This window comes from Agrococcus sp. SCSIO52902, assembly GCF_022983135.1.
Lineage (GTDB): Bacteria > Actinomycetota > Actinomycetes > Actinomycetales > Microbacteriaceae > Agrococcus > Agrococcus sediminis.
The window spans coordinates 1,352,978-1,374,038 of sequence record NZ_CP095269.1 but is presented as its reverse complement, the minus strand read 5'-3'; the positions used below and the strand labels follow the sequence as shown (position 1 = coordinate 1,374,038).

General features: G+C 70.8%; 33 protein-coding genes. All 33 read right to left on the bottom strand.

The genetic code is table 11. The features are described from left to right. Positions 1–41: 41 nt before the first annotated feature. Positions 42–623: a 50S ribosomal protein L17 gene (rplQ, locus tag MU522_RS06830; protein WP_246990351.1), complete on the bottom strand. Its 582-nt coding sequence runs from the start codon at positions 621–623 to the stop codon at positions 42–44. A gap of 36 nt (positions 624–659) precedes the next feature. Next, positions 660–1,649: a DNA-directed RNA polymerase subunit alpha gene (locus MU522_RS06825; RefSeq protein WP_128190177.1), complete on the bottom strand. Its 990-nt coding sequence runs from the start codon at positions 1,647–1,649 to the stop codon at positions 660–662. 98 nt (positions 1,650–1,747) lie between these two features. Beyond that, complete coding sequence (gene rpsK, locus MU522_RS06820; protein WP_128190176.1) at positions 1,748–2,146, bottom strand: 30S ribosomal protein S11; 399 nt, start codon at positions 2,144–2,146, stop codon at positions 1,748–1,750. Positions 2,147–2,168: 22 nt separating this feature from the next. Then, positions 2,169–2,546 (bottom strand): 30S ribosomal protein S13, encoded by a 378-nt coding sequence (gene rpsM / locus MU522_RS06815; RefSeq protein ID WP_128190175.1) that lies wholly within the window; start codon positions 2,544–2,546, stop codon positions 2,169–2,171. 141 nt (positions 2,547–2,687) lie between these two features. Continuing rightward, the gene (gene rpmJ / locus MU522_RS06810; protein WP_038503151.1) at positions 2,688–2,801 is read right to left on the bottom strand and encodes a 50S ribosomal protein L36; all 114 of its coding nucleotides are present in this window, start codon (positions 2,799–2,801) and stop codon (positions 2,688–2,690) included. Between the two features lie 66 nt (positions 2,802–2,867). Next, positions 2,868–3,089 (bottom strand): translation initiation factor IF-1, encoded by a 222-nt coding sequence (infA, locus tag MU522_RS06805; protein WP_128190174.1) that lies wholly within the window; start codon positions 3,087–3,089, stop codon positions 2,868–2,870. A 118-nt stretch (positions 3,090–3,207) separates the two neighbouring features. After that, on the bottom strand, positions 3,208–4,110 hold the full coding sequence (locus tag MU522_RS06800; protein WP_246990350.1) for a hypothetical protein: 903 nt from the start codon (positions 4,108–4,110) through the stop codon (positions 3,208–3,210). Positions 4,111–4,149: 39 nt separating this feature from the next. Continuing rightward, positions 4,150–6,030, bottom strand: coding sequence for a heavy metal translocating P-type ATPase (locus MU522_RS06795; protein WP_246990349.1), 1,881 nt, complete (start codon positions 6,028–6,030; stop codon positions 4,150–4,152). A gap of 88 nt (positions 6,031–6,118) precedes the next feature. Further along, complete coding sequence (locus MU522_RS06790) at positions 6,119–7,243, bottom strand: mannitol-1-phosphate 5-dehydrogenase (protein ID WP_246990348.1); 1,125 nt, start codon at positions 7,241–7,243, stop codon at positions 6,119–6,121. Then, a complete protein-coding gene (locus tag MU522_RS06785; protein WP_128189872.1) occupies positions 7,243–7,674 on the bottom strand; it encodes a PTS sugar transporter subunit IIA in 432 nt (143 codons plus the stop codon). The genes MU522_RS06790 and MU522_RS06785 overlap by 1 nt, the downstream gene beginning before the upstream one ends. Before the next feature lie 8 nt (positions 7,675–7,682). Next, positions 7,683–9,179 (bottom strand): PTS mannitol transporter subunit IICB, encoded by a 1,497-nt coding sequence (locus MU522_RS06780; RefSeq protein WP_246990347.1) that lies wholly within the window; start codon positions 9,177–9,179, stop codon positions 7,683–7,685. A gap of 103 nt (positions 9,180–9,282) precedes the next feature. Further along, entirely contained in the window at positions 9,283–9,537 is a 255-nt protein-coding gene (locus MU522_RS06775) for an HPr family phosphocarrier protein (protein WP_246990346.1), read from the bottom strand. 78 nt (positions 9,538–9,615) lie between these two features. Further along, the gene (gene map / locus MU522_RS06770; RefSeq protein ID WP_246990345.1) at positions 9,616–10,446 is read right to left on the bottom strand and encodes a type I methionyl aminopeptidase; all 831 of its coding nucleotides are present in this window, start codon (positions 10,444–10,446) and stop codon (positions 9,616–9,618) included. Next, positions 10,446–11,027, bottom strand: a complete 582-nt coding sequence (locus MU522_RS06765; protein ID WP_128189868.1) for an adenylate kinase — start codon at positions 11,025–11,027, stop codon at positions 10,446–10,448. Before MU522_RS06765 ends, map begins: the two co-directional genes overlap by 1 nt. Next, positions 11,028–12,359, bottom strand: coding sequence for a preprotein translocase subunit SecY (secY, locus tag MU522_RS06760; protein ID WP_128189867.1), 1,332 nt, complete (start codon positions 12,357–12,359; stop codon positions 11,028–11,030). Positions 12,360–12,419: 60 nt separating this feature from the next. After that, entirely contained in the window at positions 12,420–12,884 is a 465-nt protein-coding gene (gene rplO / locus MU522_RS06755) for a 50S ribosomal protein L15 (protein WP_128189866.1), read from the bottom strand. Continuing rightward, positions 12,877–13,065 carry a 50S ribosomal protein L30 gene (gene rpmD, locus MU522_RS06750; protein WP_021010879.1) on the bottom strand — a complete coding sequence of 63 codons (189 nt, stop codon included), beginning with the start codon at positions 13,063–13,065 and terminating at the stop codon, positions 12,877–12,879. Before rpmD ends, rplO begins: the two co-directional genes overlap by 8 nt. Beyond that, the gene (rpsE, locus tag MU522_RS06745; RefSeq protein ID WP_225792692.1) at positions 13,062–13,778 is read right to left on the bottom strand and encodes a 30S ribosomal protein S5; all 717 of its coding nucleotides are present in this window, start codon (positions 13,776–13,778) and stop codon (positions 13,062–13,064) included. The genes rpmD and rpsE overlap by 4 nt, the downstream gene beginning before the upstream one ends. Further along, the gene (gene rplR / locus MU522_RS06740; protein ID WP_128189875.1) at positions 13,775–14,146 is read right to left on the bottom strand and encodes a 50S ribosomal protein L18; all 372 of its coding nucleotides are present in this window, start codon (positions 14,144–14,146) and stop codon (positions 13,775–13,777) included. The genes rpsE and rplR overlap by 4 nt, the downstream gene beginning before the upstream one ends. Continuing rightward, on the bottom strand, positions 14,146–14,682 hold the full coding sequence (rplF, locus tag MU522_RS06735) for a 50S ribosomal protein L6 (protein ID WP_128189865.1): 537 nt from the start codon (positions 14,680–14,682) through the stop codon (positions 14,146–14,148). The genes rplR and rplF overlap by 1 nt, the downstream gene beginning before the upstream one ends. Before the next feature lie 6 nt (positions 14,683–14,688). Further along, positions 14,689–15,087: a 30S ribosomal protein S8 gene (gene rpsH, locus MU522_RS06730; RefSeq protein WP_128189864.1), complete on the bottom strand. Its 399-nt coding sequence runs from the start codon at positions 15,085–15,087 to the stop codon at positions 14,689–14,691. An 82-nt stretch (positions 15,088–15,169) separates the two neighbouring features. Beyond that, positions 15,170–15,730, bottom strand: a complete 561-nt coding sequence (gene rplE, locus MU522_RS06725) for a 50S ribosomal protein L5 (RefSeq protein ID WP_128189863.1) — start codon at positions 15,728–15,730, stop codon at positions 15,170–15,172. Next, entirely contained in the window at positions 15,723–16,094 is a 372-nt protein-coding gene (rplX, locus tag MU522_RS06720) for a 50S ribosomal protein L24 (RefSeq protein ID WP_128189862.1), read from the bottom strand. Before rplX ends, rplE begins: the two co-directional genes overlap by 8 nt. Before the next feature lie 3 nt (positions 16,095–16,097). Further along, positions 16,098–16,466, bottom strand: a complete 369-nt coding sequence (gene rplN / locus MU522_RS06715; protein ID WP_123697054.1) for a 50S ribosomal protein L14 — start codon at positions 16,464–16,466, stop codon at positions 16,098–16,100. Positions 16,467–16,492: 26 nt separating this feature from the next. Next, positions 16,493–16,780 (bottom strand): 30S ribosomal protein S17, encoded by a 288-nt coding sequence (gene rpsQ / locus MU522_RS06710; RefSeq protein WP_128189861.1) that lies wholly within the window; start codon positions 16,778–16,780, stop codon positions 16,493–16,495. Continuing rightward, a complete protein-coding gene (rpmC, locus tag MU522_RS06705) occupies positions 16,780–17,112 on the bottom strand; it encodes a 50S ribosomal protein L29 (RefSeq protein WP_246990344.1) in 333 nt (110 codons plus the stop codon). The genes rpsQ and rpmC overlap by 1 nt, the downstream gene beginning before the upstream one ends. Then, on the bottom strand, positions 17,112–17,531 hold the full coding sequence (gene rplP / locus MU522_RS06700; protein ID WP_128189859.1) for a 50S ribosomal protein L16: 420 nt from the start codon (positions 17,529–17,531) through the stop codon (positions 17,112–17,114). Before rplP ends, rpmC begins: the two co-directional genes overlap by 1 nt. Positions 17,532–17,533: 2 nt before the next feature. Next, complete coding sequence (rpsC, locus tag MU522_RS06695) at positions 17,534–18,268, bottom strand: 30S ribosomal protein S3 (protein ID WP_128189858.1); 735 nt, start codon at positions 18,266–18,268, stop codon at positions 17,534–17,536. Beyond that, entirely contained in the window at positions 18,268–18,636 is a 369-nt protein-coding gene (rplV, locus tag MU522_RS06690) for a 50S ribosomal protein L22 (protein ID WP_123697049.1), read from the bottom strand. Before rplV ends, rpsC begins: the two co-directional genes overlap by 1 nt. A 24-nt stretch (positions 18,637–18,660) precedes the next feature. Continuing rightward, a complete protein-coding gene (gene rpsS, locus MU522_RS06685) occupies positions 18,661–18,942 on the bottom strand; it encodes a 30S ribosomal protein S19 (protein WP_021010891.1) in 282 nt (93 codons plus the stop codon). 12 nt (positions 18,943–18,954) lie between these two features. Next, positions 18,955–19,794, bottom strand: a complete 840-nt coding sequence (rplB, locus tag MU522_RS06680; RefSeq protein WP_128189857.1) for a 50S ribosomal protein L2 — start codon at positions 19,792–19,794, stop codon at positions 18,955–18,957. A gap of 19 nt (positions 19,795–19,813) precedes the next feature. Beyond that, the gene (rplW, locus tag MU522_RS06675) at positions 19,814–20,113 is read right to left on the bottom strand and encodes a 50S ribosomal protein L23 (protein ID WP_128189856.1); all 300 of its coding nucleotides are present in this window, start codon (positions 20,111–20,113) and stop codon (positions 19,814–19,816) included. Next, positions 20,113–21,060 carry a 50S ribosomal protein L4 gene (gene rplD, locus MU522_RS06670; protein ID WP_128189855.1) on the bottom strand — a complete coding sequence of 316 codons (948 nt, stop codon included), beginning with the start codon at positions 21,058–21,060 and terminating at the stop codon, positions 20,113–20,115. The genes rplW and rplD overlap by 1 nt, the downstream gene beginning before the upstream one ends. Position 21,061 lies beyond the last annotated feature (1 nt).

Here is a 21,061-nt window from a genome sequence, read left to right as displayed (position 1 = left end):
GGGGGCCCCGCGCATGCGGGACCCCCTCTCGAGCGGACGGACTACTTGGCGTCGTCGCCCTTGGGCTCGGCCTCGACAGCCTCGTCGCCCGACTCGGGCGCCTCGGTCGTCTCGACGTCGGCCGCGGCGGCGTCGGCCTCGGCGGCCTCCGTCGGGTCGACCTCGGCCTCGTCGGCCTCGGCGGCCTTGGCCTCCGCGGCCTCCTGGTCGGCGGCGGCGGTCGACGCGGCAGCAGCGGCCTTCGACTTCGACGGCTTCTTCGAGACCGGCTCGAGCACGAGCTCGATCTGCGCCATGGGGGCGTTGTCGCCCTTGCGGAAGCCGAGCTTCGTGATGCGGGTGTAGCCGCCCTCGCGCTCGGCGACGAGCGGAGCGATCTCGGTGAAGAGCTCGTGCACGACGCCCTTGTCGCCGATCACGGCGAGCACGCGACGGCGCGCGTGCAGGTCGCCGCGCTTCGCGAACGTGATGAGCCGCTCGGCGATCGGACGCAGGCGCTTGGCCTTCGTCTCGGTCGTCTTGATCGACTTGTGCGTGAACAGCGCGGCCGCGAGGTTCGCGAGCAGCAGGCGCTCGTGCGCCGGGCCGCCTCCGAGGCGGGGACCCTTGGTGGGCTTGGGCATGGTTCGTATCCCTCTAGTTCTTCAGTCGGCCCGCGTTCAGCGAGCGTCCTCGTCGTAACCGCTGTAGAAGTGCGCGCCGTCGAAGCCGGGCACGGCGTCCTTGAGCGACAGGCCGAGCTCGACGAGCTTGTCCTTGACCTCATCGACCGACTTCTGGCCGAAGTTGCGGATGTTCATCAGCTGCGTCTCGCTCAGCGCCACGAGCTCGGACACCGTGTTGATGCCCTCGCGCTTGAGGCAGTTGTACGAGCGGACCGACAGGTCGAGCTCCTCGATCGGCGTGGCGAGCTCGCCGGAGCCGATGGCCTCCGCCGGCGCCTGGCCGATCTCGATGCCCTCGGCCTCGGCGTTCAGGTCGCGCGTCAGGCCGAAGAGCTCGACGAGCGTGCGGCCGGCCGATGCGATCGCGTCGCGCGGCGTGATGGCCGGCTTCGACTCGACGTCGACGACGAGCGAGTCGAAGTCGGTGCGCTCACCGGCACGCGTCGCCTCGACGCGGTAGGTGACCTTGAGCACGGGCGAGTAGATCGAGTCGATCGGGATGACCCCGGCCTCGGCGAACTCGTCGCGGTTCTGCGCCGCCGAGACGTAGCCGCGGCCGCGCTCGATCGTCAGCTCGAGCTGCAGCTTCGCCGAGTCGTTCAGCGTCGCGAGCACGAGCTCGGGGTTGTGGATCTCGACACCGGCCGGAGCCGTGATGTCGGCGGCCGTCACCGTGCCCGCGCCCTGGCGCGAGAGGTAGGCGACCACGGGCTCGTCGTGCTCCGACGAGACCACGAGCTGCTTGATGTTGAGGATCATCTCGGTGACGTCCTCCTTGACACCGGCGATCGTCGAGAACTCGTGCAGCACGCCGTCGAGGCGGATGCTCGTGACGGCGGCGCCCGGGATGGACGACAGCAGGGTGCGGCGGAGGGAGTTGCCGAGGGTGTAGCCGAAGCCGGGCTCGAGCGGCTCGATCGTGAATCGCGAGCGGTGCTCGGCGATGGACTCCTCGGTGACAGTGGGGCGCTGGGCGATCAGCACGTGTCGGTTCCTTTCGGTCGCGAGTCCGCTATATGACTCGCGTGTTCAGTGACGGCGGAATGCCGGGCAGGCGTGATTCGCCTGCCCGGCAGGAGCGACTAGTTGCGGCGCGGCTTCGGCGGGCGAACGCCGTTGTGCGCCTGCGGCGTCACGTCGTGGATCGCGCCGATCTCGAGGCCTGCGGCCTGGAGCGAGCGGATGGCCGTCTCGCGGCCGGAGCCCGCGCCCTTGACGAAGACGTCGACCTTCTTCATGCCGTGGTCCTGCGCCTGGCGCGCGGCCGACTCGGCGGCGAGCTGCGCGGCGTAGGGCGTCGACTTGCGCGAGCCCTTCATGCCGACAGCGCCACCCGAGGCCTGCGTGACGACGGCGCCCGTGATGTCGGTGATCGAGACGATCGTGTTGTTGAACGTCGACTTGATGTGGGCCTGGCCCACCGCGATGTTCTTCTTGTCCTTCTTGCGCGGCTTGCGAACCGCGGACTTGGGAGCTGCCATGTTCCTCTACCCTCCGAGCGGCCTAGCGGCCGGCCTTCTTCTTGCCGGCGACCGTCTGCTTCTTGCCCTTGCGGGTGCGCGCGTTCGTCTTGGTGCGCTGACCGCGCACGGGGAGGCCGCGACGGTGGCGGATGCCCTCGTACGAGCCGATCTCGACCTTGCGGCGGATGTCTGCTGCCACCTCGCGGCGCAGGTCGCCCTCCACCTTGAACGTGCCCTCGATGTGGTCGCGCAGGGCGACCAGCTGATCGTCGGTCAGGTCCTTGACGCGGATGCTGCGGTCGATGCCGAGGGCCTCGAGCGTTGCGACCGACCGGGTGCGGCCGACGCCGAAGATGTACGTCAGTGCGATCTCCACGCGCTTCTCGCGCGGGATGTCGACACCTGCGATGCGTGCCATCGTGTGTCTCCTAAGGAGTGTGGGAGGTGTGGTGCAGCGGAGGTGCCTGGGCCTCCCCCCAAGGTGTCCCTCTCGAAGAGAGCTCTTACCGCTGCAGGATCGTGTTCAGTTGTGCGTGCCGCTCAGCGAGCGAGCCGGGGCTCAGCCCTGGCGCTGCTTGTGGCGCGGGTTGTCGCAGATGACCATCACGCGACCGTGCCGGCGGATCACCTTGCACTTGTCGCAGATCTTCTTGACGCTGGGGTTGACCTTCATGTGTTCGTTTCCTCGCTGGCCTCGTGCTCGCGCGGTCGCGCGAGCCGTTCCTTGCCCGGCAGCCGGTTACTTGTAGCGGTAGACGATGCGCCCGCGGGTGAGGTCGTAGGGGCTGAGCTCCACGATCACCCGATCGCCCTGCAGGATGCGGATGTAGTTCTGCCGCATCTTGCCGGAGATGTGTGCGAGCACGATGTGCCCGTTCGAGAGCTCCACGCGGAACATCGCGTTGGGGAGCGCCTCGTTCACCGAGCCTTCGATCTCGATGACGCCGTCTTTCTTGGCCATAGCCTCTTCAATACTGGTTGCCGGTCGTGCGAGTGGCACGCGCAGAGCGCGCATGACACCAACGGTCGACTCTACGCGGGAAGTGCCCGCTCGCGCAAGCCGGGCGTGTCGCCGCGCCTCACGCTCCAGCGCGTTGCACGACGATCGCGCCCCACAGCATCGAGCGGTCGCGCCGCGCCCGCTTCGCCGCCTCGTCGTCCATCGTGGTCGCGAAGGTGCGCGCGATGACGGGGCCGCCCGGCACGACCGCGCGCAGCGCCGCCTTCCGGAGGTCGCGCACCCACCGCTCGTTCGCGCCGTCGATGACGTTCGAGAGCGAGATGGCGTCGTACGTGCCCGGGGCGATCCGCTCGAGGTGGTCGAGCACAGGCTCGGCGGTCCACGCGACCGACGCCGGGTCGACGGCCGGCGCGCGGTGCCCGGGCAGCTCCTCCCCCAGCAGCAGCCGCCACGCGAAGGGGTTGCCGGCGGGCGCGTGCTTGCGCAGCGCGCGAGCGATGCGGCCGCGGATCGCCTCGTCGAAGTGGGGTGGGATGGGCGTGGCGAAGTCGCGCAGCACGAGGGCCGACAGCGCCCCGGCCGGGCCGAGCATCGTCTTCAGGATCGAGGCGAGCGTGCGGTTGTCGAGCCGCTCCTTCCAGTGCGCCTCGGCGCGCATCGGGTCGGTCTCCTGCAGGAACGCGCGCACGCGGCGGCGGCTCCACGCGGGGCTCGCGGCGCGCACCATGCCGCGCCCCACGTCCATGAGCCGCTCCGCCGACCCGGGCTCGAACGCGCCGCCCGCGACCCTGCGCCGCGCGTAGTCGGTCTGCTCGCGGTTGGCGCCGATCGCGGTCACCCGGTGCCCGGCGTCCGCGAGCGCCGCGACGAGCTCGCCCGCGCCCGCCGACGCGAGCACGCGGCTGCCGGGCGCGATCTCCTCGAGCTCGATGGCCGCGTCCGCCCAGTCCCAGCCGTGCAGCAGCCGCTGCCGGGGGTTCGCGCTCGAGCGCCCCTGGCGGCGCGCGCCGCGCGTCAGCATCCCGGCCCTGCCGTCAGCATCGCGGCCCCGTCCCGATCGTCACGGCTCCATCCTCACAGACCTCGCCGCCGGAGCGCCCGGGCGCTCGACCGCCGGCCCCGGGTGCCGCTCACGGCGCGGCCCGAGGGCGCGCAGCGCCCCGAGGATCGCGATGAGGTCGACGAGCTCCTGCAGCCACGCGCCCGCGATCGCCGGCAGGTGCCCGAGCGCCGCGACCGCCATCAGCCCGACCGAGATCGCGATGCCGAGCCAGATGCTCTGGAGCGCGATGCGCACCGTGTCGCGCGCGATGCGGGCCACGCGCTCGACCGCGCCGACGTCCTCGACGAGCACGACCGCATCCGCCGAGTCGCTCGCCGCCGTCGCGCCCCGCGCGCCCATCGCGATGCCCACGTCGGCGACCGCCAGCACGGGCGCGTCGTTGATGCCGTCGCCGACCATCACCACCGGGCGCCGGGTCGCGCCGCGCACCGCCTCGACCTTGTCGGCGGGCAGGCAGTCGGCCTGCACGCGGTCGATGCCGACCTCGCGCCCGACGTGCTCGGCGGTCGCGCGCGCGTCGCCGGTGAGCATGAGCAGCTCGGCGCCGCCCGCGCGCAGCGCCGCCACGGTCGCGGCCGCCTCCGGCCGCAGCCGGTCGCGCAGCACGAGCGCCCCGCCGTCCTCGCCGCCGATCGCCACGTGCACGGCGACCTGCCCGGGCTCGAGCCGCTGCTCGGGCACGGCGCCCGCGAACCGCTCGACGTAGGCCCGCTTGCCCACGACGACGTGCTGCCCCGCGACCGTCGCCTCGACGCCGTTCGTCGCCGTCTCCCGGGCGTCGGATGCGTCGGGCACCGCGAGCGCGCGGGCCTCGGCCGCGCGCAGCACGGCCCCCGAGAGCGCGTGCGTCGAGTAGCGCTCCGCGGCCGCCGCGAGCGACAGCGTGCGCGACGGGTCGGCGGCGCGCACCTCCTCGAGCTGCGGCTCGCCGCCGGTCAGCGTGCCGGTCTTGTCGAAGACGAACGTCTGCGCGCGCGCGAGCCGCTCGAGCACGTCGCCGCCCTTCACGACCACGCCCGCGCGGGCGGCGCGGCTCATGCCGGCCATGAACGCCACCGGTGCCGCGATGAGCAGCGGGCACGGGGTGGCGACGACGAGCACCTCCGCGAAGCGCGTGGCGTCGCCCGAGAGCCACCAGGCGGCGCCGGCGATCGCGAGCGCGCCGACGGTGAAGGGCACCGCGTAGCGGTCGGCGAGCCGCACCGTGCGCGCCTTCTGCTCGCTCGCCTGCTCGACGAGCCGCACGATGGCCTGGTACTGGCTGTCGACGGCGGCGCGCTCGGCGCGCATCCGCACCGCCGCCGCGCCGTTCACGGCGCCGGAGGGCACCGCGCCGCCGACCGCCACCTCGACCGGCAGCGACTCCCCCGTGAGCGACGACAGGTCGAGCTCGGCCGGCACGTCGAGCAGCACCGCGTCGACCGGCACGATCTCGTTCGGCTTCACGACCAGCACGTCGCCGATCGCGACCTCGCCGACGTCGACGGTGTCGAGCCGCCCCTCGCGCTCGATGTGCGCCCGCGACGGGGCGCGCTCGAGCAGCCGCGACAGGTCGGCGCGCGCCCGGTGGGCGGCGTAGTCCTCGAGCGCCTCGCCGCCGGTGAGCATGAGCACGACGATGAGCGCGGCCCAGTGCTCCCCCACGAGCACGGTCGCCGTGACGGCCACGATCGCGAGCAGGTCGATGCCGGCGTGCCCGGCGAGCAGGTCGCGCACCATGCCGACGGCCGCGCGCGCCGCCATCGCGGCCGCCCAGCCGCCGACGACCCACGGCACGAGCCACGCCGCGGGCGTGAGCGCGAGCAGGCCCCCCGCGGCTGCGACGACGAGCGTCGCCGCCACGAGCGGGTAGCTGCGCAGCAGCGCGACGAGGCTCATGGCCTCACGCTAGCGGCGGCCGGGAGCGCCCGGCCAGGGCGACCGGGCAGCGCGACCGAGCGGTGCGAGCCTGCCGGCCGGCGCCCCCTCAGCGCGCCTGCGCCTCGGCGACCGCGGCCACGAGCTGCGGCGCGAGCGGGTGCCCCGCCTCGATGCCCATCACCTGCGCGACGAGGGCCGCCGGCTCGAGCTCGGCGAGCAGCCGCTGCAGCTCGACCGCCTCCTCGTCGCCGGGCGCGTCGAAGCGCAGCGCCGTGCCGATCGCCGCGACGAGCGCGTCGGCCGGCTCGCCCCGCTCGAGCAGCTGCGCCGCGGGCTCCACGAACCGCTCGTGGCGCGAGAGCTTGCGCAGCGGCTGCCGGCCGATGCGCTCGCACGTGTCGGGCAGCGCCGGGTTCTCGAACCGCGCGAGCGCGCGCTCGACGTACGCGCCGTGCTGCGCGGCGTCGAAGCCGAACCTCGCGACCAGCAGCCGCGACGTGTCGGCGAGCGCCGCCTCGACCGCGTGCCGGATCTCGGGGTGCTCGAGCGCCTCGGCGATGGTCGGGATGCCGCGCATCCACCCCGCGTAGGCGGTGGTCGCGTGCCCGGTGTTGACGGTGAAGAGCTTGCGCTCGATGAAGGGCGCGAGGTCGTCGACGAAGTGGGCGTCGGGGATGCTCGGCTCGCGGCCCGCGAACGGCCGCCGGTCGATCGACCACTCGAAGAAGTCCTCGACGACCACGTCGAGCCCGTGCGGGTCCTGCGGCGGGATGATGCGGTCGACGGCCGTGTTCGCGAAGATCGCTCGGTCTGCGAGCTCGGGCGCGCCCTCGAGCACGTGCTCGCGGAGCGTGTCGGAGGCGCCGATCGCGTTCTCGCACGCCATCACCGTCACCGGGGCGCCGGAGCGGAGCGCGAGCCCCGCGCGGATCACCGGCGCGATGAAGCGCATCGCGTTCGGCCCGACCGCGCACGTGACGACGTCGGCCTCGGCGACCGCCCGCGCGGCCGCGTCGGGGTCGGCCCTCGAGTCGATGCCGGTGAAGCCCGTGACCGTGTGCACGCGAGCCTCGGGCCCGACCTCGCGCACCTGGTACGCATCCGCCGCCTGGAGCATCGCGATGAGCTCGGCGTTGACGTCGACGAACGCCACCTCGTAGCCGGCGCGGTGCAGGATCAGCCCGACGAAGCCGCGGCCGATGTTGCCGGCCCCGAAGTGGACGGCGCGCATCACTCGTTGACGTCGCCGAGCAGCTCGAGGATCGCCGCCGCGTCGGGCGCCGCCTCGAGCTTGGCCACCTCGTCCTCGTCGGCGAACACCACCGCGATCTTCGACAGGATCTCGAGGTGCCCGCCGTCCTTGCCGGCGATGCCGACGACGAACCGCACGGGGTTGCCGTCCCAGTCGAGCGGCGTCTCGTAGCGCGCGACCGACAGCGCGGAGTCGAGGATCGCGTCCTTCGACTCGTTCGTGCCGTGCGGGATGGCCAGGAGGTTGCCCATGTAGGTCGAGACGCTCCGCTCGCGCTCGCGCATCGCCTCGGCGTAGTCGGGCGTCACGGCCCCGGCGGCGACGAGCATGTCGGCCGCCTCCTGGATCGCCTCGTCCTTCGTGGTGGCGCGAGGGCTGGTGGTGATCTGATCGACGGACAGGACGGGCATGGGACTCCTCAGTCGGTGGCGTTGGCTTCGGCGACGAGCCTGACGACGTCGTCGTACTTCGGGCTGTTCATGAAGTTCTCGACCGACACGTGCGTCGCGTGCGGGTTGCGCTGCTGCGCGCGGGCGGTGAGGTCCTGGTGCGTGATGATGAGATCCTCGCCGCCGTCGAGGTTGGCGATCGCGACGTTCTTCACGTCGACGTCCTCGAGGCCCGCCTTCTTGAACTTGCTGCGCAGCACGCTCGCGCCCATCGCGCTCGACCCCATGCCCGCGTCGCAGGCGAAGACGATGCGGTGGATGGGCTCGTGCGCGTCCGAGGGTGCGGTGCGGTCGGTCGCGGTGGCGGTCGCGGCGCCCGCTGCGCCCGCGGCCGTGAGGCCCGACAGCGCCTCGGACGGCTTGCCCTTGTTGGCCTGCGTCTGCGCGACCGCGGCGCCGAGCGCGTCGTCGCCGGCGGCCTCGCGTTCCAGGTCGCGCTTGCGGCTCGCGCGCAGGATGACGGCGGCGACGGCGAAGGTCACCGCGGCCGCGATCACGACCGACAGCAGCACGCCGACGAGGTTGCCGCCCCCGACGAGCAGCGCCTGCGCGCCGACGGCGAAGATGCTGCCGGGCGCCGCGGGACCGGCGAGGCCCGTGCCGAGCAGCATGTTCGTCGCGACGCCCGAGGCGCCGCCGAGCACGAGCGCGGCGATGAGGATCGGCTTCATGAGCGCGTAGGGGAAGTAGACCTCGTGGATGCCGCCCAGGAACTGGATGATGGCGGCACCGGGGGCGGTGGCGCGCGCGGCGCCGACGCCGAAGACCGAGAACGCCAGCAGCAGGCCGAGGCCCGGACCGGGGTTGGCCTCGAGGAGGAAGAGGATCGAGCTGCCGTCGGCGGCCACCTCGGTGGTGCCGAGCGGCGTGAGCACGCCGTGGTTGATGGCGTTGTTGAGGAAGAAGACCTTCGCCGGCTCGATGAGCAGCGAGGCGATCGGCAGCAGGCCCGTCTCGACGAGCCAGCCGACGGCGCCGCCGACGACCGACATGATCCAGTTCACGACCGGCGCGACGACGTAGAAGCCGACGAGGCCCATCGCGAACGCGACGATGCCGGCCGAGAACATGTTGACGAGCATCTCGAAGCCGGCCTTGACCTTGCCGTCCCACAGCTTGTCGAGCTGCTGCATGACCCAGGCCGAGAGCGGGCCGAGGATCATCGCGCCGATGAACATGTGCACCTGGCCGAGCTCGCCGCTGCCCTCGGGCTGCGCGGCGTTGAACTGGGCGATGAGCCAGTCGGAGCCGGCGATCGCGCCCATGACCGCGAAGGCGCCGACCACCGCGCCGCGCGTGCCGTAGACCATCCGGCCGCCGGTGCCGGCGATGAGGATGGGCAGCAGGTAGTGGATCGTCGGGCCGACGATGCTCGCGAGGCTCTCGTTCGGGAGGGGCCCGACCGGGATGAAGAGCGCGGTCAGGATGCCCCAGGCGATGAGCGCCGGGATGTTCGGCATGATCATGCCGGACAGGAAGGTGCCGAACCTCTGGACGGCGACGCGCGCCCCGCCCCTCTGTCCGGCGGGTGCGGTGGTGGTCATCGTCGACTCCGTGCTGTGAAGGGGATCAGGCGTCGTGGTCGGTGGCGAGCAGCTGCTCGAGCTCGTCGAGCGCGGCCTCGTCGTCGGTCGTGATCGTGACGGTGTCGCCCTTGCTCACGCCGAGCGAGATCACCGACAGGATGCTCGCGGCGTTGACCTGCTTGTCGCCCTTCGTGACCGTGACGGGCGAGGATGCGCGCCCTGCGGCCTGCGCGAAGAGGGAGGCGGGCCGGGCGTGCAGCCCGTGCGACGACTCGACGGTGACGGTGCGCTCGGCCATGCTGCTCCTCCGCGACGGGGCCGCGACCGGCCCGGGTGCAGTCACGCTACCACCGGCTCCCGGGAGCCGGCGGGGGCCTCAGCGGTCGGGGATGGGGGTCGGCACGATGCCGAACGGGGCGAGGCCCGCGGCGCCGCCGTCGAGCGCCGTGAGCACCCAGATGCCGCCCGAATGGACCGCGACGGAGTGCTCCCACTGGCACGCGTCGGCGCCGTCGGCGCTGCGCACGCTCCAGCCGTCGTCGTCGACCGTGGTCTCGATGCTGCCGGCGTGGATGATGGGCTCGATCGCCACGCACAGGCCCGGCTTCACAGCCGGCCCCATGACGCGGGTGCGGTAGTTGAACACCGGCGGGTCCTCGTGCATGCTCGCGCCGATGCCGTGGCCGATGTAGTCCTCGCTGATGCCGTAGTCGCTGTGCGCCTCGATGTGCTCCTCGATCGCGATGCCGACCTCGCCGAGCTGCTTCGCGCCGGCGAGCGCGGCGACGCCAGCCCAGAGCGCGCCGCGCGTGACGTCGCTCAGCCGCTGCCGCGCGGCCGCGGTCTCGGGGTCGCCGCCGGGCACGACGACCGAGATGGCGGCGTCGCCGTGGAAGCCGCCGATCGTCGCGCCGCAGTCGACGGTGATGAGGTCGCCGGGCTGCAGCGGCGCGCCGTCGGGGATGCCGTGCACGACGACGTCGTTGACGTTGACGCAGAGCGTGTGCTCGTAGCCGGGCTCGAGCTGGAAGTTCGGCACCGCGCCGTGCTCGCGGATCACGCGCTCGGCGATCGCGTCGAGCTCGAGCGTCGTGACGCCCGGGGCGATCGCCGCCTCCACCGCCTCGAGGGCGAGCGCGGTGATGCGGCCCGGCTCGCGCATGCCGGCGAGCTCGCGCCGCGACTTGTAGGGCCCGCGCCCGCGCATCAGGCGCGGATGCCGCGCTCGGCCAGGCCGGCGAGGATGCGGTCGGTCACCTCGTCGACGGCGCCGATGCCGTCGACCTCCACCACGAGGTCGCGGTCGCCGAAGATCGCGATCAGCGGCGCGGTCTCTCGCTCGTAGACCTCGAGCCGGCGGCGGATGACCGCCTCGGTGTCGTCGCTGCGGCCCTGCTGCTCGGCGCGCGCGAGCAGGCGTCGGACGACCTCCTCGGTGTCGGCGACGAGCCGGATCACCGCGTCGAGCTGCTCGCCGCGGCGCAGGTTCACGCCGTCGAGGAACTCCACCTGCCCCGCCGTGCGCGGGTAGCCGTCGAGCAGGTAGCCCTCGGCGGCGTCGTCCTGCGCGAGCCGGTCGTCGACGAGCTCGTTCGTGAGCTCGTCGGGCACGTAGTCCCCCGCGTCGAGGATCGCCGTCACGCGCTGGCCGAGCTCGGTCTGCTCCTTGATGTTCTGCCGGAAGATGTCTCCGGTCGACACCGCGGGCACGCCGAGCGCGGTCGCGATCCTGGCAGCCTGCGTGCCCTTGCCCGCACCGGGCGGGCCGACGATGAGGAGGTTCGGCATCTAGCGGATGAGCCCTTCGTAGTGGCGCTGCTGCAGCTGCGCGTCGATCTGGCGGACCGTCTCGAGGCCGACGCCGACGATGATGAGGATCGAGGCGCCGCCGAACGGGAAGTTCTGGTTGGCGCCGACCGTGGCGAGCGCGATCAGCGGGATGAGCGCGATCAGGCCCAGGTAGATCGATCCGGGGAACGTGATGCGGGTGAGCACGTAGTCGAGGTACTCGGCGGTCGGCCGTCCCGCTCGGATGCCCGGGATGAAGCCGCCGTACTTCTTCATGTTGTCGGCCACGTCCTCCGGGTTGAAGGTGATGGCGACGTAGAAGTAGGTGAAGCCGACGATCAGCAGGAAGAACACCAGCATGTAGAGCGGGTGGTCGCCGGTCGTGAAGTTGGCCTGCACCCACAGCACCCAGTCGGCCGGCGCGGAGCCGTCGGCGGGCATGTTGAACTGCGCGACGAGCGCGGGCAGGTACAGCAGCGACGAGGCGAAGATGACGGGCACGACGCCGGCCATGTTCACCTTGATCGGGATGTAGGTGGACTGGCCGCCGTACATCCGCCTGCCGACCATGCGCTTCGCGTACTGGACGGGGATGCGCCGCTGGGACTGCTCGACGAAGACCACGAGGCCCATGATGAGCACGCCGACGAGCAGCACCATGACGAAGGTGTTGAAGCCCTGCGTCTCGAGGATGATGCCGAGGGCGCCGGGGAACGTCGCGGCGATCGACGTGAAGATGAGGAGCGACATGCCGTTGCCGACGCCGCGCTCGGTGATGAGCTCGCCGAGCCACATGATGAGGCCGGTGCCGGCCGTCATGGTGAGGATCATGAGCGAGATGGCCCACCACGAGTCGTTCGTCAGCAGGTTCTGGCACTGCGGCAGCGCGGGGCCGCCGGTGGCCGAGAACAGCGCGCCGGAGCGCGCGACGGTGATGAGGGTCGTCGACTGCAGCACGCCGAGCGCGATCGTGAGGTAGCGCGTGTACTGCGTGAGCTTCGCCTGCCCCGACTGGCCCTCCTTGTAGAGCGCCTCGAAGTGCGGGATCACCACGCGGAGCAGCTGCACGATGATCGCCGCGGTGATGTAGGGCATGATGCCCAGCGCGAAGATGCTCAGCTGCAGCAGGGCGCCGCCGGAGAACAGGTTCACCAGCTGGTAGAGCCCGGTGGCCGTCTGGTTCGCTGCGATGCACTCCTGCACGTTGCCGTAGTCGACGAACGGCGCGGGGATGAACGACCCGAGCCGGAACACCGCCACGATGGCGAGCGTGAAGAGGATCTTCCGACGCAGGTCGCGCGTCCTGAAGATGCGTGCGATGGCACTGAACACGTGCAGCCTTCCGAGAATGGCAAGTGGGGCGGCCCGCGCACGGACCGCCCCTCAGCCTACTTACTTGACCGAGCCGCCTGCGGCCACGATCTTCTGCTCAGCAGCTGCCGAGACCTTGTCGACGGCGACGGTCAGCGCGACCGTCAGCTCGCCGCCGGCGAGCACCTTGACGAGCTCGTTCTTGCGGACGGCGCCCTTGGCGACCAGGTCGGCGACGGTGACGTCGCCCCCGTTCGGGAACAGGGCCTGCAGCTGGCCGACGTTGACGACCTGGTACTCCGTGCGGAACGGGTTCTTGAAGCCGCGCAGCTTCGGAGCGCGCATGACGCTGTTCAGCTGGCCGCCCTCGAAGCCGGGACGCACCGAGTAGCGGGCCTTCGTGCCCTTCGTGCCTCGACCGGCCGTCTTGCCCTTCGACGCCTCACCGCGACCGACGCGCGTGCGGGCGGTCTTCGCGCCCGGCGCGGGCCGGAGGTGGTGCACCTTGAGCGACGGCAGCTCGGCCGACTCGTTCTTCTCAGTCATTCTGGATCTCCTCGACCTTGACGAGGTGCCGGACCGTGTTGACGTAACCGCGGTTCTGCTCGTTGTCCTCGCGCTCGACCGACTGGCCGATGCGCTTGAGGCCCAGCGAGCGCAGCGTCTCGCGCTGGTACTGCTTCTCGCTGATCACGGACTTGATCTGCGTGATCTTCAGCTTGCTCACTTGGATGCCGCCTTCGCGATCTCAGCCTCGTGCTTGGTGTGCTCCGCCTCGGCGCGGAGCAGGCGCTCCGGCACGACGCGGTCGACATCGAGGCCGCGACGGGCGGCCACTGCGCGGGGCTCCTCGAGCTGGCGCAGCGCTGCCACCGTCGCGTGGACGATGTTGATGGAGTTCGACGAGCCGAGCGACTTGCTCAGGACGTCGTGGATGCCGGCGCACTCGAGGACGGCGCGCACGGGGCCGCCCGCGATGACACCGGTACCGGCGGCAGCGGGACGGAGCAGCACGACGCCGGCAGCGGCCTCGCCCTGCACCGGGTGCGGGATCGTCTTGGCGATGCGGGGGACGCGGAAGAAGTTCTTCTTCGCCTCCTCGACGCCCTTCGAGATGGCCGTGGGGACCTCGCGGGCCTTGCCGTAGCCGACGCCGACCATGCCGTCGCCGTCGCCCACGACGACGAGCGCCGTGAAGCTGAAGCGGCGGCCGCCCTTGACGACCTTCGAGACGCGGTTGATCGTCACGACGCGCTCGAGGAACTGGTTCTCCGTGCCGCGGTCGTCACGACGCCCGCGCTCGCCGCGCGTGCCGCGGTCGCGGCTGCCGCGGCGCTGCTCGCGAGGCTCGTCGCGGTGGTCGCCGCCCTGGCCGGCCTCAGCGGGCGCAGCCTGCTGCGTGGTGTCCGTCACCTGCGTGTCCTTGTTCTCTTCGCTCACAGTCCCAGCCCTGCCTCTCGTGCGCCGTCGGCGATCGCGGCGACGCGACCGGCGTAGCGGTTGCCGCCGCGGTCGAACACGACCGACTCGATGCCGGCCGCCTTGGCGCGCTCCGCGACGAGCTCGCCGACGCGCTTCGCCTTGGCGGTCTTGTCGCCGTCGAAGCCGCGGAGGTCAGCCTCCATCGTGGATGCGGACGCCACGGTGACGCCCTTCGAGTCGTCGACGACCTGCACGAACACGTGGCGTGCCGAGCGGGTGACGACCAGGCGCGGCACCGACGCGGTGCCGACGATCTTCTTGCGGAGGCGTGCGTGGCGACGACCGCGGGCAGCCGACTTGCTCTTGCCTCGGGTACCGATGCCCATCACTTACCAGCCTTTCCAGCCTTGCGGCGGATCTGCTCGCCCGCGTAGCGGACGCCCTTGCCCTTGTAGGGCTCCGGCTTGCGCAGCTTGCGGAGGTTCGCGGCCACCTCGCCGACGGCCTGCTTCGAGATGCCGCTGACGGTGACCTTGTTGTTGCCCTCGACCGTGAACGTGATGCCGGCGGGCGGCTCGACGCTGATCGGGTGCGAGTAGCCGAGCGCGAACTCGATGCCCGTGCCCTTCGCCGCCACGCGGTAGCCGGTGCCGACGACCTCGAGCGACTTGGAGTAGCCCTCCGTGACGCCGAGGATGTCGTTGGCGATCAGCGTGCGGGTCAGGCCGTGCAGCGAGCGCGACTCGCGCTCGTCGTCCGGGCGCGTGACCTGGATCTGGCCGTCGGCCACCTCGACCTGGATCGGCTTGGCGATCGGGACCTGGAGCTCGCCCTTGGGGCCCTTGACGGTGACGACGTCGCCGTGCACCGTGATGTCGACACCCGAGGGGATGTCGATGGGAAGACGTCCGATTCGTGACATGTCAGCTCACCACACGTAGGCGAGGACTTCCCCGCCGACGCCCTTCTGCTCGGCCTCACGGTCCGTGAGGAGGCCCGAGCTCGTGGACAGGATGGCGACGCCGAGGCCGCCGTGGACCTGAGGGATCTCGGCCGAGCGTGCGTACACCCGGAGGCCGGGCTTCGACACGCGCTTGAGGCCGACGATCGCGCGCTCGCGGTTGGGGCCGTACTTCAGGCTGAGGGTCAGCGTCTTGCCGACGCGTGCGTCCTCGACCTTCCAGGCCGAGATGAAGCCCTCGCGCTCGAGGATCTCGGCGATGCTCGCCTTCAGGGTCGACGACGGCAGCGTGACCTCGTCGTGCATCGCCGTGTTGGCGTTGCGCAGACGCGTCAGCATGTCGGCGACCGGATCGGTCATCGTCATGGGTGGTTCTCCGTTCTGGTTTCGCTGCCCGTTCCGCGGACAGCGACCTTGAAGCTGCTCGGCGCCGGCGGCGCCGATGGGGTCAGGACTGGAAGGGGAAGCCGAGCGCCTTGAGCAGCGCGCGACCCTCGTCGTCCGACTTCGCCGTCGTGACGACGGTGATGTCGAACCCGCGGACGCGGTCGATCTTGTCCTGGTCGATCTCGTGGAACACGGACTGCTCCTGGAGGCCGAACGTGTAGTTGCCGTTGCCGTCGAACTGCTTCGGGCTCAGGCCGCGGAAGTCGCGGATGCGGGGCAGCGCGAGCGTCAGCAGACGGTCGAGGAACTCCCACATGCGGTCGCCGCGGAGCGTCACGTGCGCACCGATCGGCATGCCGTCGCGCAGCTTGAACTGCGCGATCGACTTGCGTGCGGCGGTCACCATCGGCTTCTGTCCGGTGATCTGCGTGAGGTCGCGGATCGCGCCCTCGATCACCTTCGAGTCGCGCGCGGCCTCGCCGACGCCGGTGTTGACGACGATCTTGGTCAGGCCCGGCACCTGCATGACGTTGCCGTAGCCGAAGTCCTCGCGGAGCTGCGGCACGATCGTCTCGCGGTACTGCTGCTTGAGCCGGGGCAGGCGCACAGCGGTGTCAGTCATTGCTCTTGATCTCCTTGCCCGACTTGCTCGCGACGCGGACCTTCGTCGTGGTCGTGACGCCGTTCTTCTCGACGGTCTTGACCTCGCGGCGGACGCGGGTGGGCTTCTTGGTCTCGGGGTCGATCAGCGCGACGTTCGACACGTGGATCGGGGCCTCGTGGGTCTCGATGCCGCCCGTGCGGGTGCCGCGGTTGGTCTGGCCGACCTTGATGTGCTTGGTGACGAGGTTGACGCCCTCGACGATCACGCGGTTCTGCTCGGGCAGGACCTCGATCACGCGACCGGTCTTCCCCCGGTCGCCGCCGCGCGACTCGCGCGCGCCGGCGATGACCTGCACGAGGTCGCCCTTCTTGATGCTGGCCATGGGTCAGATCACCTCCGGTGCGAGCGAGACGATCTTCATGAAGCGCTTGTCGCGGAGCTCGCGACCGACGGGGCCGAAGATGCGCGTGCCGCGGGGGTCTCCGTCGTTCTTCAGGATGACCGCTGCGTTCTCGTCGAACTTGATGTACGAGCCGTCGGGACGGCGGGTGGACTTCACGGTGCGGACGATGACGGCCTTGACCACATCGCCCTTCTTGACGGCACCGCCGGGGATGGCGTCCTTGACCGTGGCGACGATGGTGTCGCCGAGGCCCGCGTACCGACGGCCGGAGCCGCCGAGGACGCGGATGGTCAGGAGCTGCTTGGCGCCGGTGTTGTCGGCGACCTTGACGCGGGATTCCTGCTGGATCATGTCTGGATCTCCTTCGAGGCCGAGGCCTACTTGGCCTTCTCGAGGATCTCGACGAGGCGCCAGCGCTTGGTGGCGCTCGTCGGGCGGGTCTCTGCGATCAGGACGCGGTCGCCGATGCCGGCGGCGTTCTGCTCGTCGTGCGCCTTGACCTTCGAGGACTTGCGCAGGACCTTGCCGTAGAGGGGGTGCTTGACGCGGTCCTCGACCTCGACGACGACGGTCTTCTCCATCTTGTCGGAGACGACGTAGCCGATGCGCGACTTGCGGTAGCCGCGCTGGACGGTCTCGTCCTTGGGCTGCTCAGTGGTAGCCATCAGTTGTCCTCAGCCTTCTGGTCCTCAGAAGCCTGGGCCTCAGTGGCCTTCGCGGCCTCGTCGGCCTTCTTCGACTTCTTCTTGTCCGCAGCCTTCTCGACCGGCGCCGGGGAGGCGCTGATGCCGAGCTCGCGCTCGCGGATCACGGTGTACAGCCGCGCGATGTCGCGCTTGACGGCGCGCAGGCGGCCGTGCGAGTCCAGCTGGCCGGTGGCCGACTGGAACCGCAGGTTGAACAGCTCCTCCTTGGCCCGCTTCAGCTCGACGACGAGACGCTCGTCGTCCATGCTGGCGAGCTCGGCGGGCAGGAGCTCCTTGGAACCGATCGCCATTATGCGTCAGCCTCCTCGCGCTTGATGATGCGTGCCTTGAGCGGCAGCTTGTGAATGGCTCGCATCATCGCCTCGCGTGCGAGCTCCTCGTTGACGCCGGCGACCTCGAACAGGACGCGGCCCGGCTTGACGTTCGCGACCCACCACTCGGGCGAGCCCTTGCCGGAGCCCATGCGGGTCTCGGCGGGCTTCTTCGTGAGCGGACGGTCGGGGTAGATGTTGATCCACACCTTGCCGCCGCGCTTGATGTGGCGCGTCATGGCGATACGAGCGGCCTCGATCTGGCGGTTCGTGACATACGCAGGCGTGAGCGCCTGGATGCCGAACTCGCCGAAGCTGACCTTCGTGCCACCGGTGGCCTGACCGCGGCGCTTCGGGTGGTGCTGCTTGCGGTGCTTGACTCGACGGGGAATGAGCATGATTACGCCTCGACTCCTGCTGCTGCCGGCGCGTCGCGACGGGGGCCCCGACGCTCGCGCTGCGGCTTCTGGTTCGCCTGCTCGCGAGCCAGCTCGCGGTTGGTGAGCTCACCGTTGTAGATCCAGACCTTCACGCCGATGCGGCCGAAGGTGGTGCGGGCCTCGTAGAAGCCGTAGTCGATGTTCGACCGGAGCGTGTGCAGGGGCACACGACCCTCGCGGTACGACTCGCTGCGGCTCATCTCGGCGCCGCCGAGGCGGCCCGAGACCTTGATCTTGACGCCCTTGGCACCGGCGCGCTGCGCCGACTGCAGGCCCTTGCGCATCGCGCGGCGGAATGCCACGCGGGCGCTGAGCTGCTCGGCGATGCCCTGCGCGACGAGCTGAGCCGAGGCCTCGGGGTTCTTGACCTCGAGGATGTTCAGCTGGATCTGCTTGCCGGTGAGCTTCTCGAGGTCGGCGCGGATGCGCTCGGCCTCGGCGCCGCGGCGACCGATCACGATGCCCGGACGGGCGGTGTGGATGTCGACGCGGACGCGGTCGCGGGTGCGCTCGATCTCGATGCGCGCGACGCCGGCGCGGTCGAGGCTCGTCGCGAGCATCCTGCGGATGCGCACGTCCTCGGCCACGTAGTCGGCGTAGCGCTGCCCCGGCTTCGTCGACTCGGCGAACCAGCGCGACACGTGGTCGGTGGTGATGCCGAGGCGGAAGCCGTACGGGTTGACCTTCTGTCCCATTACTTCTCGTCCTCCGTGGTCGGCGTCGCGAGCACGACGGTGATGTGGCTCGTCCGCTTGTTGATGCGGAACGCGCGACCCTGTGCACGCGGCTGGAACCGCTTGAGCGTGGTGCCCTCGTCGACGAATGCGCGCGACACGTACAGGTCGGCGTCGTCGAGGAACTCGTTCGTCGCGTCGGCCTTGACCCGGGCGTTCGCCATCGCCGAGGCGACGAGCTTGTAGACCGGCTCCGAGGCGCCCTGCGGGGCGAACTTCAGGATCGCGAGGGCCTCCTCGGCCTGCTTGCCGCGGATCATGTCGACGACGCGGCGGGCCTTCTGAGGGGTCACGCGGATGTGACGAACGCGAGCGATCGACTCAACCATTGCCTTCTCCTTCCGTCGCCGCGCTTAGCGGCGACGACCCTTCTTGTCGTCCTTCACGTGACCGCGGAAGGTGCGGGTGGGCGCGAACTCGCCCAGCTTGTGGCCGACCATCGTCTCGGTGACGAAGACCGGGATGTGCTTGCGGCCGTCGTGCACGGCGATCGTGTGGCCGAGCATGGCCGGGACGATCATCGAGCGGCGCGACCACGTCTTGATGACGTTCTTGCTGCCGGCCTCGTTCTGGCGAACCACCTTGGTGAGGAGGTGGTCGTCGACGAACGGACCCTTCTTGAGGCTGCGGGGCATCGGACTCTCCTACTAGCGCTTCTTCTTGCCGGTCGGGCGGCGGCGGACGATGAGCTTGTCGCTCGGCTTGTTCGGCCGGCGGGTGCGGCCCTCGGCCTGACCCCACGGGCTGACGGGGTGGCGGCCACCGCTCGTCTTGCCCTCGCCACCACCGTGCGGGTGGTCGACCGGGTTCATCGCGACACCGCGGACGGTCGGACGGACGCCGAGCCAGCGCTTGCGGCCGGCCTTGCCCCAGTTGATGTTCGACTGCTCGGCGTTGCCGACCTCGCCGATCGTGGCGCGGCAGCGGGCGTCGACGTTGCGGATCTCGCCCGACGGCAGGCGGAGCTGCGCGTAGGGGCCGTCCTTGGCGACGAGGCGGACCGATGCGCCGGCCGAGCGGGCCAGCTTGGCGCCGCCGCCCGGACGGAGCTCGATCGCGTGGACGACCGTTCCCGTCGGGATGTTGCGCAGCGGCAGGTTGTTGCCCGGCTTGATGTCGGCGCCTGCGCCCGACTCGACGATGTCGCCCTGGCCGAGCTTGTTGGGGGCCAGGATGTAGCGCTTCGTGCCGTCCTCGAAGTGCAGCAGCGCGATGCGCGCCGTGCGGTTGGGGTCGTACTCGATGTGCGCGACGCGGGCGTTGACGCCGTCCTTGTCGTTGCGACGGAAGTCGATGACGCGGTACTGGCGCTTGTGGCCGCCGCCGATGTGGCGGGTCGTGATGCGACCGGCGTTGTTGCGGCCACCCGTCTTGGGGAGCGGGCGCAGCAGCGACTTCTCGGGCGTCGACCGGGTGATCTCAGCGAAGTCTGCGACGGAGGAGCCGCGACGACCGGGGGTCGTCGGCTTGTACTTGCGGATTGCCATGTGCTTGTTCCTTCCGTCCTCAGCCGACAGCCGTGAAGATGTCGATCGAGCCGGACTTCAGCTTCACGATCGCGCGCTTGGTGTCCTTGCGCTTGCCGATGCCGAAGCGGGTGCGGCGCGTCTTGCCGACGCGGTTGAGGGTGTTGACGCGCTCCACCTTGACGCCGAAGATCTTCTCGATCGCGAGCTTGATCTCGGTCTTCGAGGCGCGCGGGTCGACCTCGAAGGTGTAGCTGCCCATGTCGATGAGCGCGTAGCTCTTCTCGGACACGATCGGGCGGATGATGATGTCGCGAGGGTCCTTGTTGTAACCGCTCATCAGTTCTCGTCCTTGTCTGCCGCAGCGGCCTTCGAGCCCTTGCCGGCCTCGACGAAGCCAGCGGCCTCAGCGGCCTCGGCAGTGCGGAACCACACCTCGGCCTCGGTCTGCTCGAACCAGCGACCCTCGGGGCGGTGGAACTTCATCGAGTTCGCGTTGCCCTTGATCGGGAAGCCCTCGGGGGCGGAGCCGTCGGCCAGCGGTGCGGCCGAGTCGGCGCCGAAGTCGCCCTCGGCGACCTCTGCCTCAGCGGCAGGGGCGGCCTCGTCGGCCGTCGCCGGCTGCTCGACGGGAGCGGCGGCCACGACGGCCTCGCCCTTCGTCTTCGCGGCGACGAACGCCTCGTAGGCGGTCTTCGAGAAGACGATGTCGTCGCTCACGAGCACGTCGTAGGCGTTGAGCTGGTCCCACGACAGGACGTGCACCTCGGTGAGGTTGCGCACCGAGAGGAACGCGGTCTCCTCGGAGCGGTCGAGCACGATGAGCACGTTCTTGACGACGCCGAGCGCGGCGAGCATCTCGACGGCTGCGCGCGTCTTCGGGGCCTCGGCGGAGCCGAAGGTCTCGACGACGTGCAGGCGGCCGCCGCGAGCGCGGTCGGACAGCGAGCCCAGCAGGGCCGCGGCGATCATCTTCTTGGGGGTGCGCTGCGAGTAGTCGCGCGGCGTCGGGCCGTGGACGATGCCACCGCCGGTCATCTGGGGCGCGCGGATCGAGCCCTGGCGCGCGCGGCCGGTGCCCTTCTGCTTGAAGGGCTTGCGGCCGGCGCCGGAGACCTCGCCGCGACCCTTGGTCGAGTGCGTGCCCTGGCGTGCGGCAGCGAGCTGCGCGACCACGACCTGGTGGATCAGCGGAACGTTCGTCTGGACGTCGAAGATGCTGGCGGGCAGCTCGACCGAGCCTGCCTGCTTGCCCTTCGCGTCGACGATGGCGACCTGTGCGGTCATG

Coding starts and splice junctions, on each gene's coding strand:
- rplQ (WP_246990351.1), bottom strand. CDS start 623: ATGCCCAAGCCCACCAAGGGTCCCCGCCTCGGAGGCGGCCCGGCGCAC.
- rpsK (WP_128190176.1), bottom strand. CDS start 2,146: ATGGCAGCTCCCAAGTCCGCGGTTCGCAAGCCGCGCAAGAAGGACAAG.
- rpsM (WP_128190175.1), bottom strand. CDS start 2,546: ATGGCACGCATCGCAGGTGTCGACATCCCGCGCGAGAAGCGCGTGGAG.
- rpmJ (WP_038503151.1), bottom strand. CDS start 2,801: ATGAAGGTCAACCCCAGCGTCAAGAAGATCTGCGACAAGTGCAAGGTG.
- infA (WP_128190174.1), bottom strand. CDS start 3,089: ATGGCCAAGAAAGACGGCGTCATCGAGATCGAAGGCTCGGTGAACGAG.
- MU522_RS06800 (WP_246990350.1), bottom strand. CDS start 4,110: ATGCTGACGCGCGGCGCGCGCCGCCAGGGGCGCTCGAGCGCGAACCCC.
- MU522_RS06795 (WP_246990349.1), bottom strand. CDS start 6,030: ATGAGCCTCGTCGCGCTGCTGCGCAGCTACCCGCTCGTGGCGGCGACG.
- MU522_RS06790 (WP_246990348.1), bottom strand. CDS start 7,243: ATGCGCGCCGTCCACTTCGGGGCCGGCAACATCGGCCGCGGCTTCGTC.
- MU522_RS06785 (WP_128189872.1), bottom strand. CDS start 7,674: ATGCCCGTCCTGTCCGTCGATCAGATCACCACCAGCCCTCGCGCCACC.
- MU522_RS06780 (WP_246990347.1), bottom strand. CDS start 9,179: ATGATCATGCCGAACATCCCGGCGCTCATCGCCTGGGGCATCCTGACC.
- MU522_RS06775 (WP_246990346.1), bottom strand. CDS start 9,537: ATGGCCGAGCGCACCGTCACCGTCGAGTCGTCGCACGGGCTGCACGCC.
- map (WP_246990345.1), bottom strand. CDS start 10,446: ATGCGCGGGCGCGGGCCCTACAAGTCGCGGCGCGAGCTCGCCGGCATG.
- MU522_RS06765 (WP_128189868.1), bottom strand. CDS start 11,027: ATGCCGAACCTCCTCATCGTCGGCCCGCCCGGTGCGGGCAAGGGCACG.
- rplO (WP_128189866.1), bottom strand. CDS start 12,884: ATGACTGAGAAGAACGAGTCGGCCGAGCTGCCGTCGCTCAAGGTGCAC.
- rplR (WP_128189875.1), bottom strand. CDS start 14,146: ATGGGCATCGGTACCCGAGGCAAGAGCAAGTCGGCTGCCCGCGGTCGT.
- rplF (WP_128189865.1), bottom strand. CDS start 14,682: ATGTCACGAATCGGACGTCTTCCCATCGACATCCCCTCGGGTGTCGAC.
- rpsH (WP_128189864.1), bottom strand. CDS start 15,087: ATGACGATGACCGATCCGGTCGCCGACATGCTGACGCGTCTGCGCAAC.
- rplE (WP_128189863.1), bottom strand. CDS start 15,730: ATGACTGACACCGCTGTGCGCCTGCCCCGGCTCAAGCAGCAGTACCGC.
- rplX (WP_128189862.1), bottom strand. CDS start 16,094: ATGGCCAGCATCAAGAAGGGCGACCTCGTGCAGGTCATCGCCGGCGCG.
- rplN (WP_123697054.1), bottom strand. CDS start 16,466: ATGATCCAGCAGGAATCCCGCGTCAAGGTCGCCGACAACACCGGCGCC.
- rpsQ (WP_128189861.1), bottom strand. CDS start 16,780: ATGGCTACCACTGAGCAGCCCAAGGACGAGACCGTCCAGCGCGGCTAC.
- rpmC (WP_246990344.1), bottom strand. CDS start 17,112: ATGGCGATCGGTTCCAAGGAGCTCCTGCCCGCCGAGCTCGCCAGCATG.
- rplP (WP_128189859.1), bottom strand. CDS start 17,531: ATGCTCATTCCCCGTCGAGTCAAGCACCGCAAGCAGCACCACCCGAAG.
- rpsC (WP_128189858.1), bottom strand. CDS start 18,268: ATGGGACAGAAGGTCAACCCGTACGGCTTCCGCCTCGGCATCACCACC.
- rplV (WP_123697049.1), bottom strand. CDS start 18,636: ATGGTTGAGTCGATCGCTCGCGTTCGTCACATCCGCGTGACCCCTCAG.
- rpsS (WP_021010891.1), bottom strand. CDS start 18,942: ATGCCCCGCAGCCTCAAGAAGGGTCCGTTCGTCGACGACCACCTCCTC.
- rplB (WP_128189857.1), bottom strand. CDS start 19,794: ATGGCAATCCGCAAGTACAAGCCGACGACCCCCGGTCGTCGCGGCTCC.
- rplW (WP_128189856.1), bottom strand. CDS start 20,113: ATGAGCGGTTACAACAAGGACCCTCGCGACATCATCATCCGCCCGATC.
- rplD (WP_128189855.1), bottom strand. CDS start 21,060: ATGACCGCACAGGTCGCCATCGTCGACGCGAAGGGCAAGCAGGCAGGC.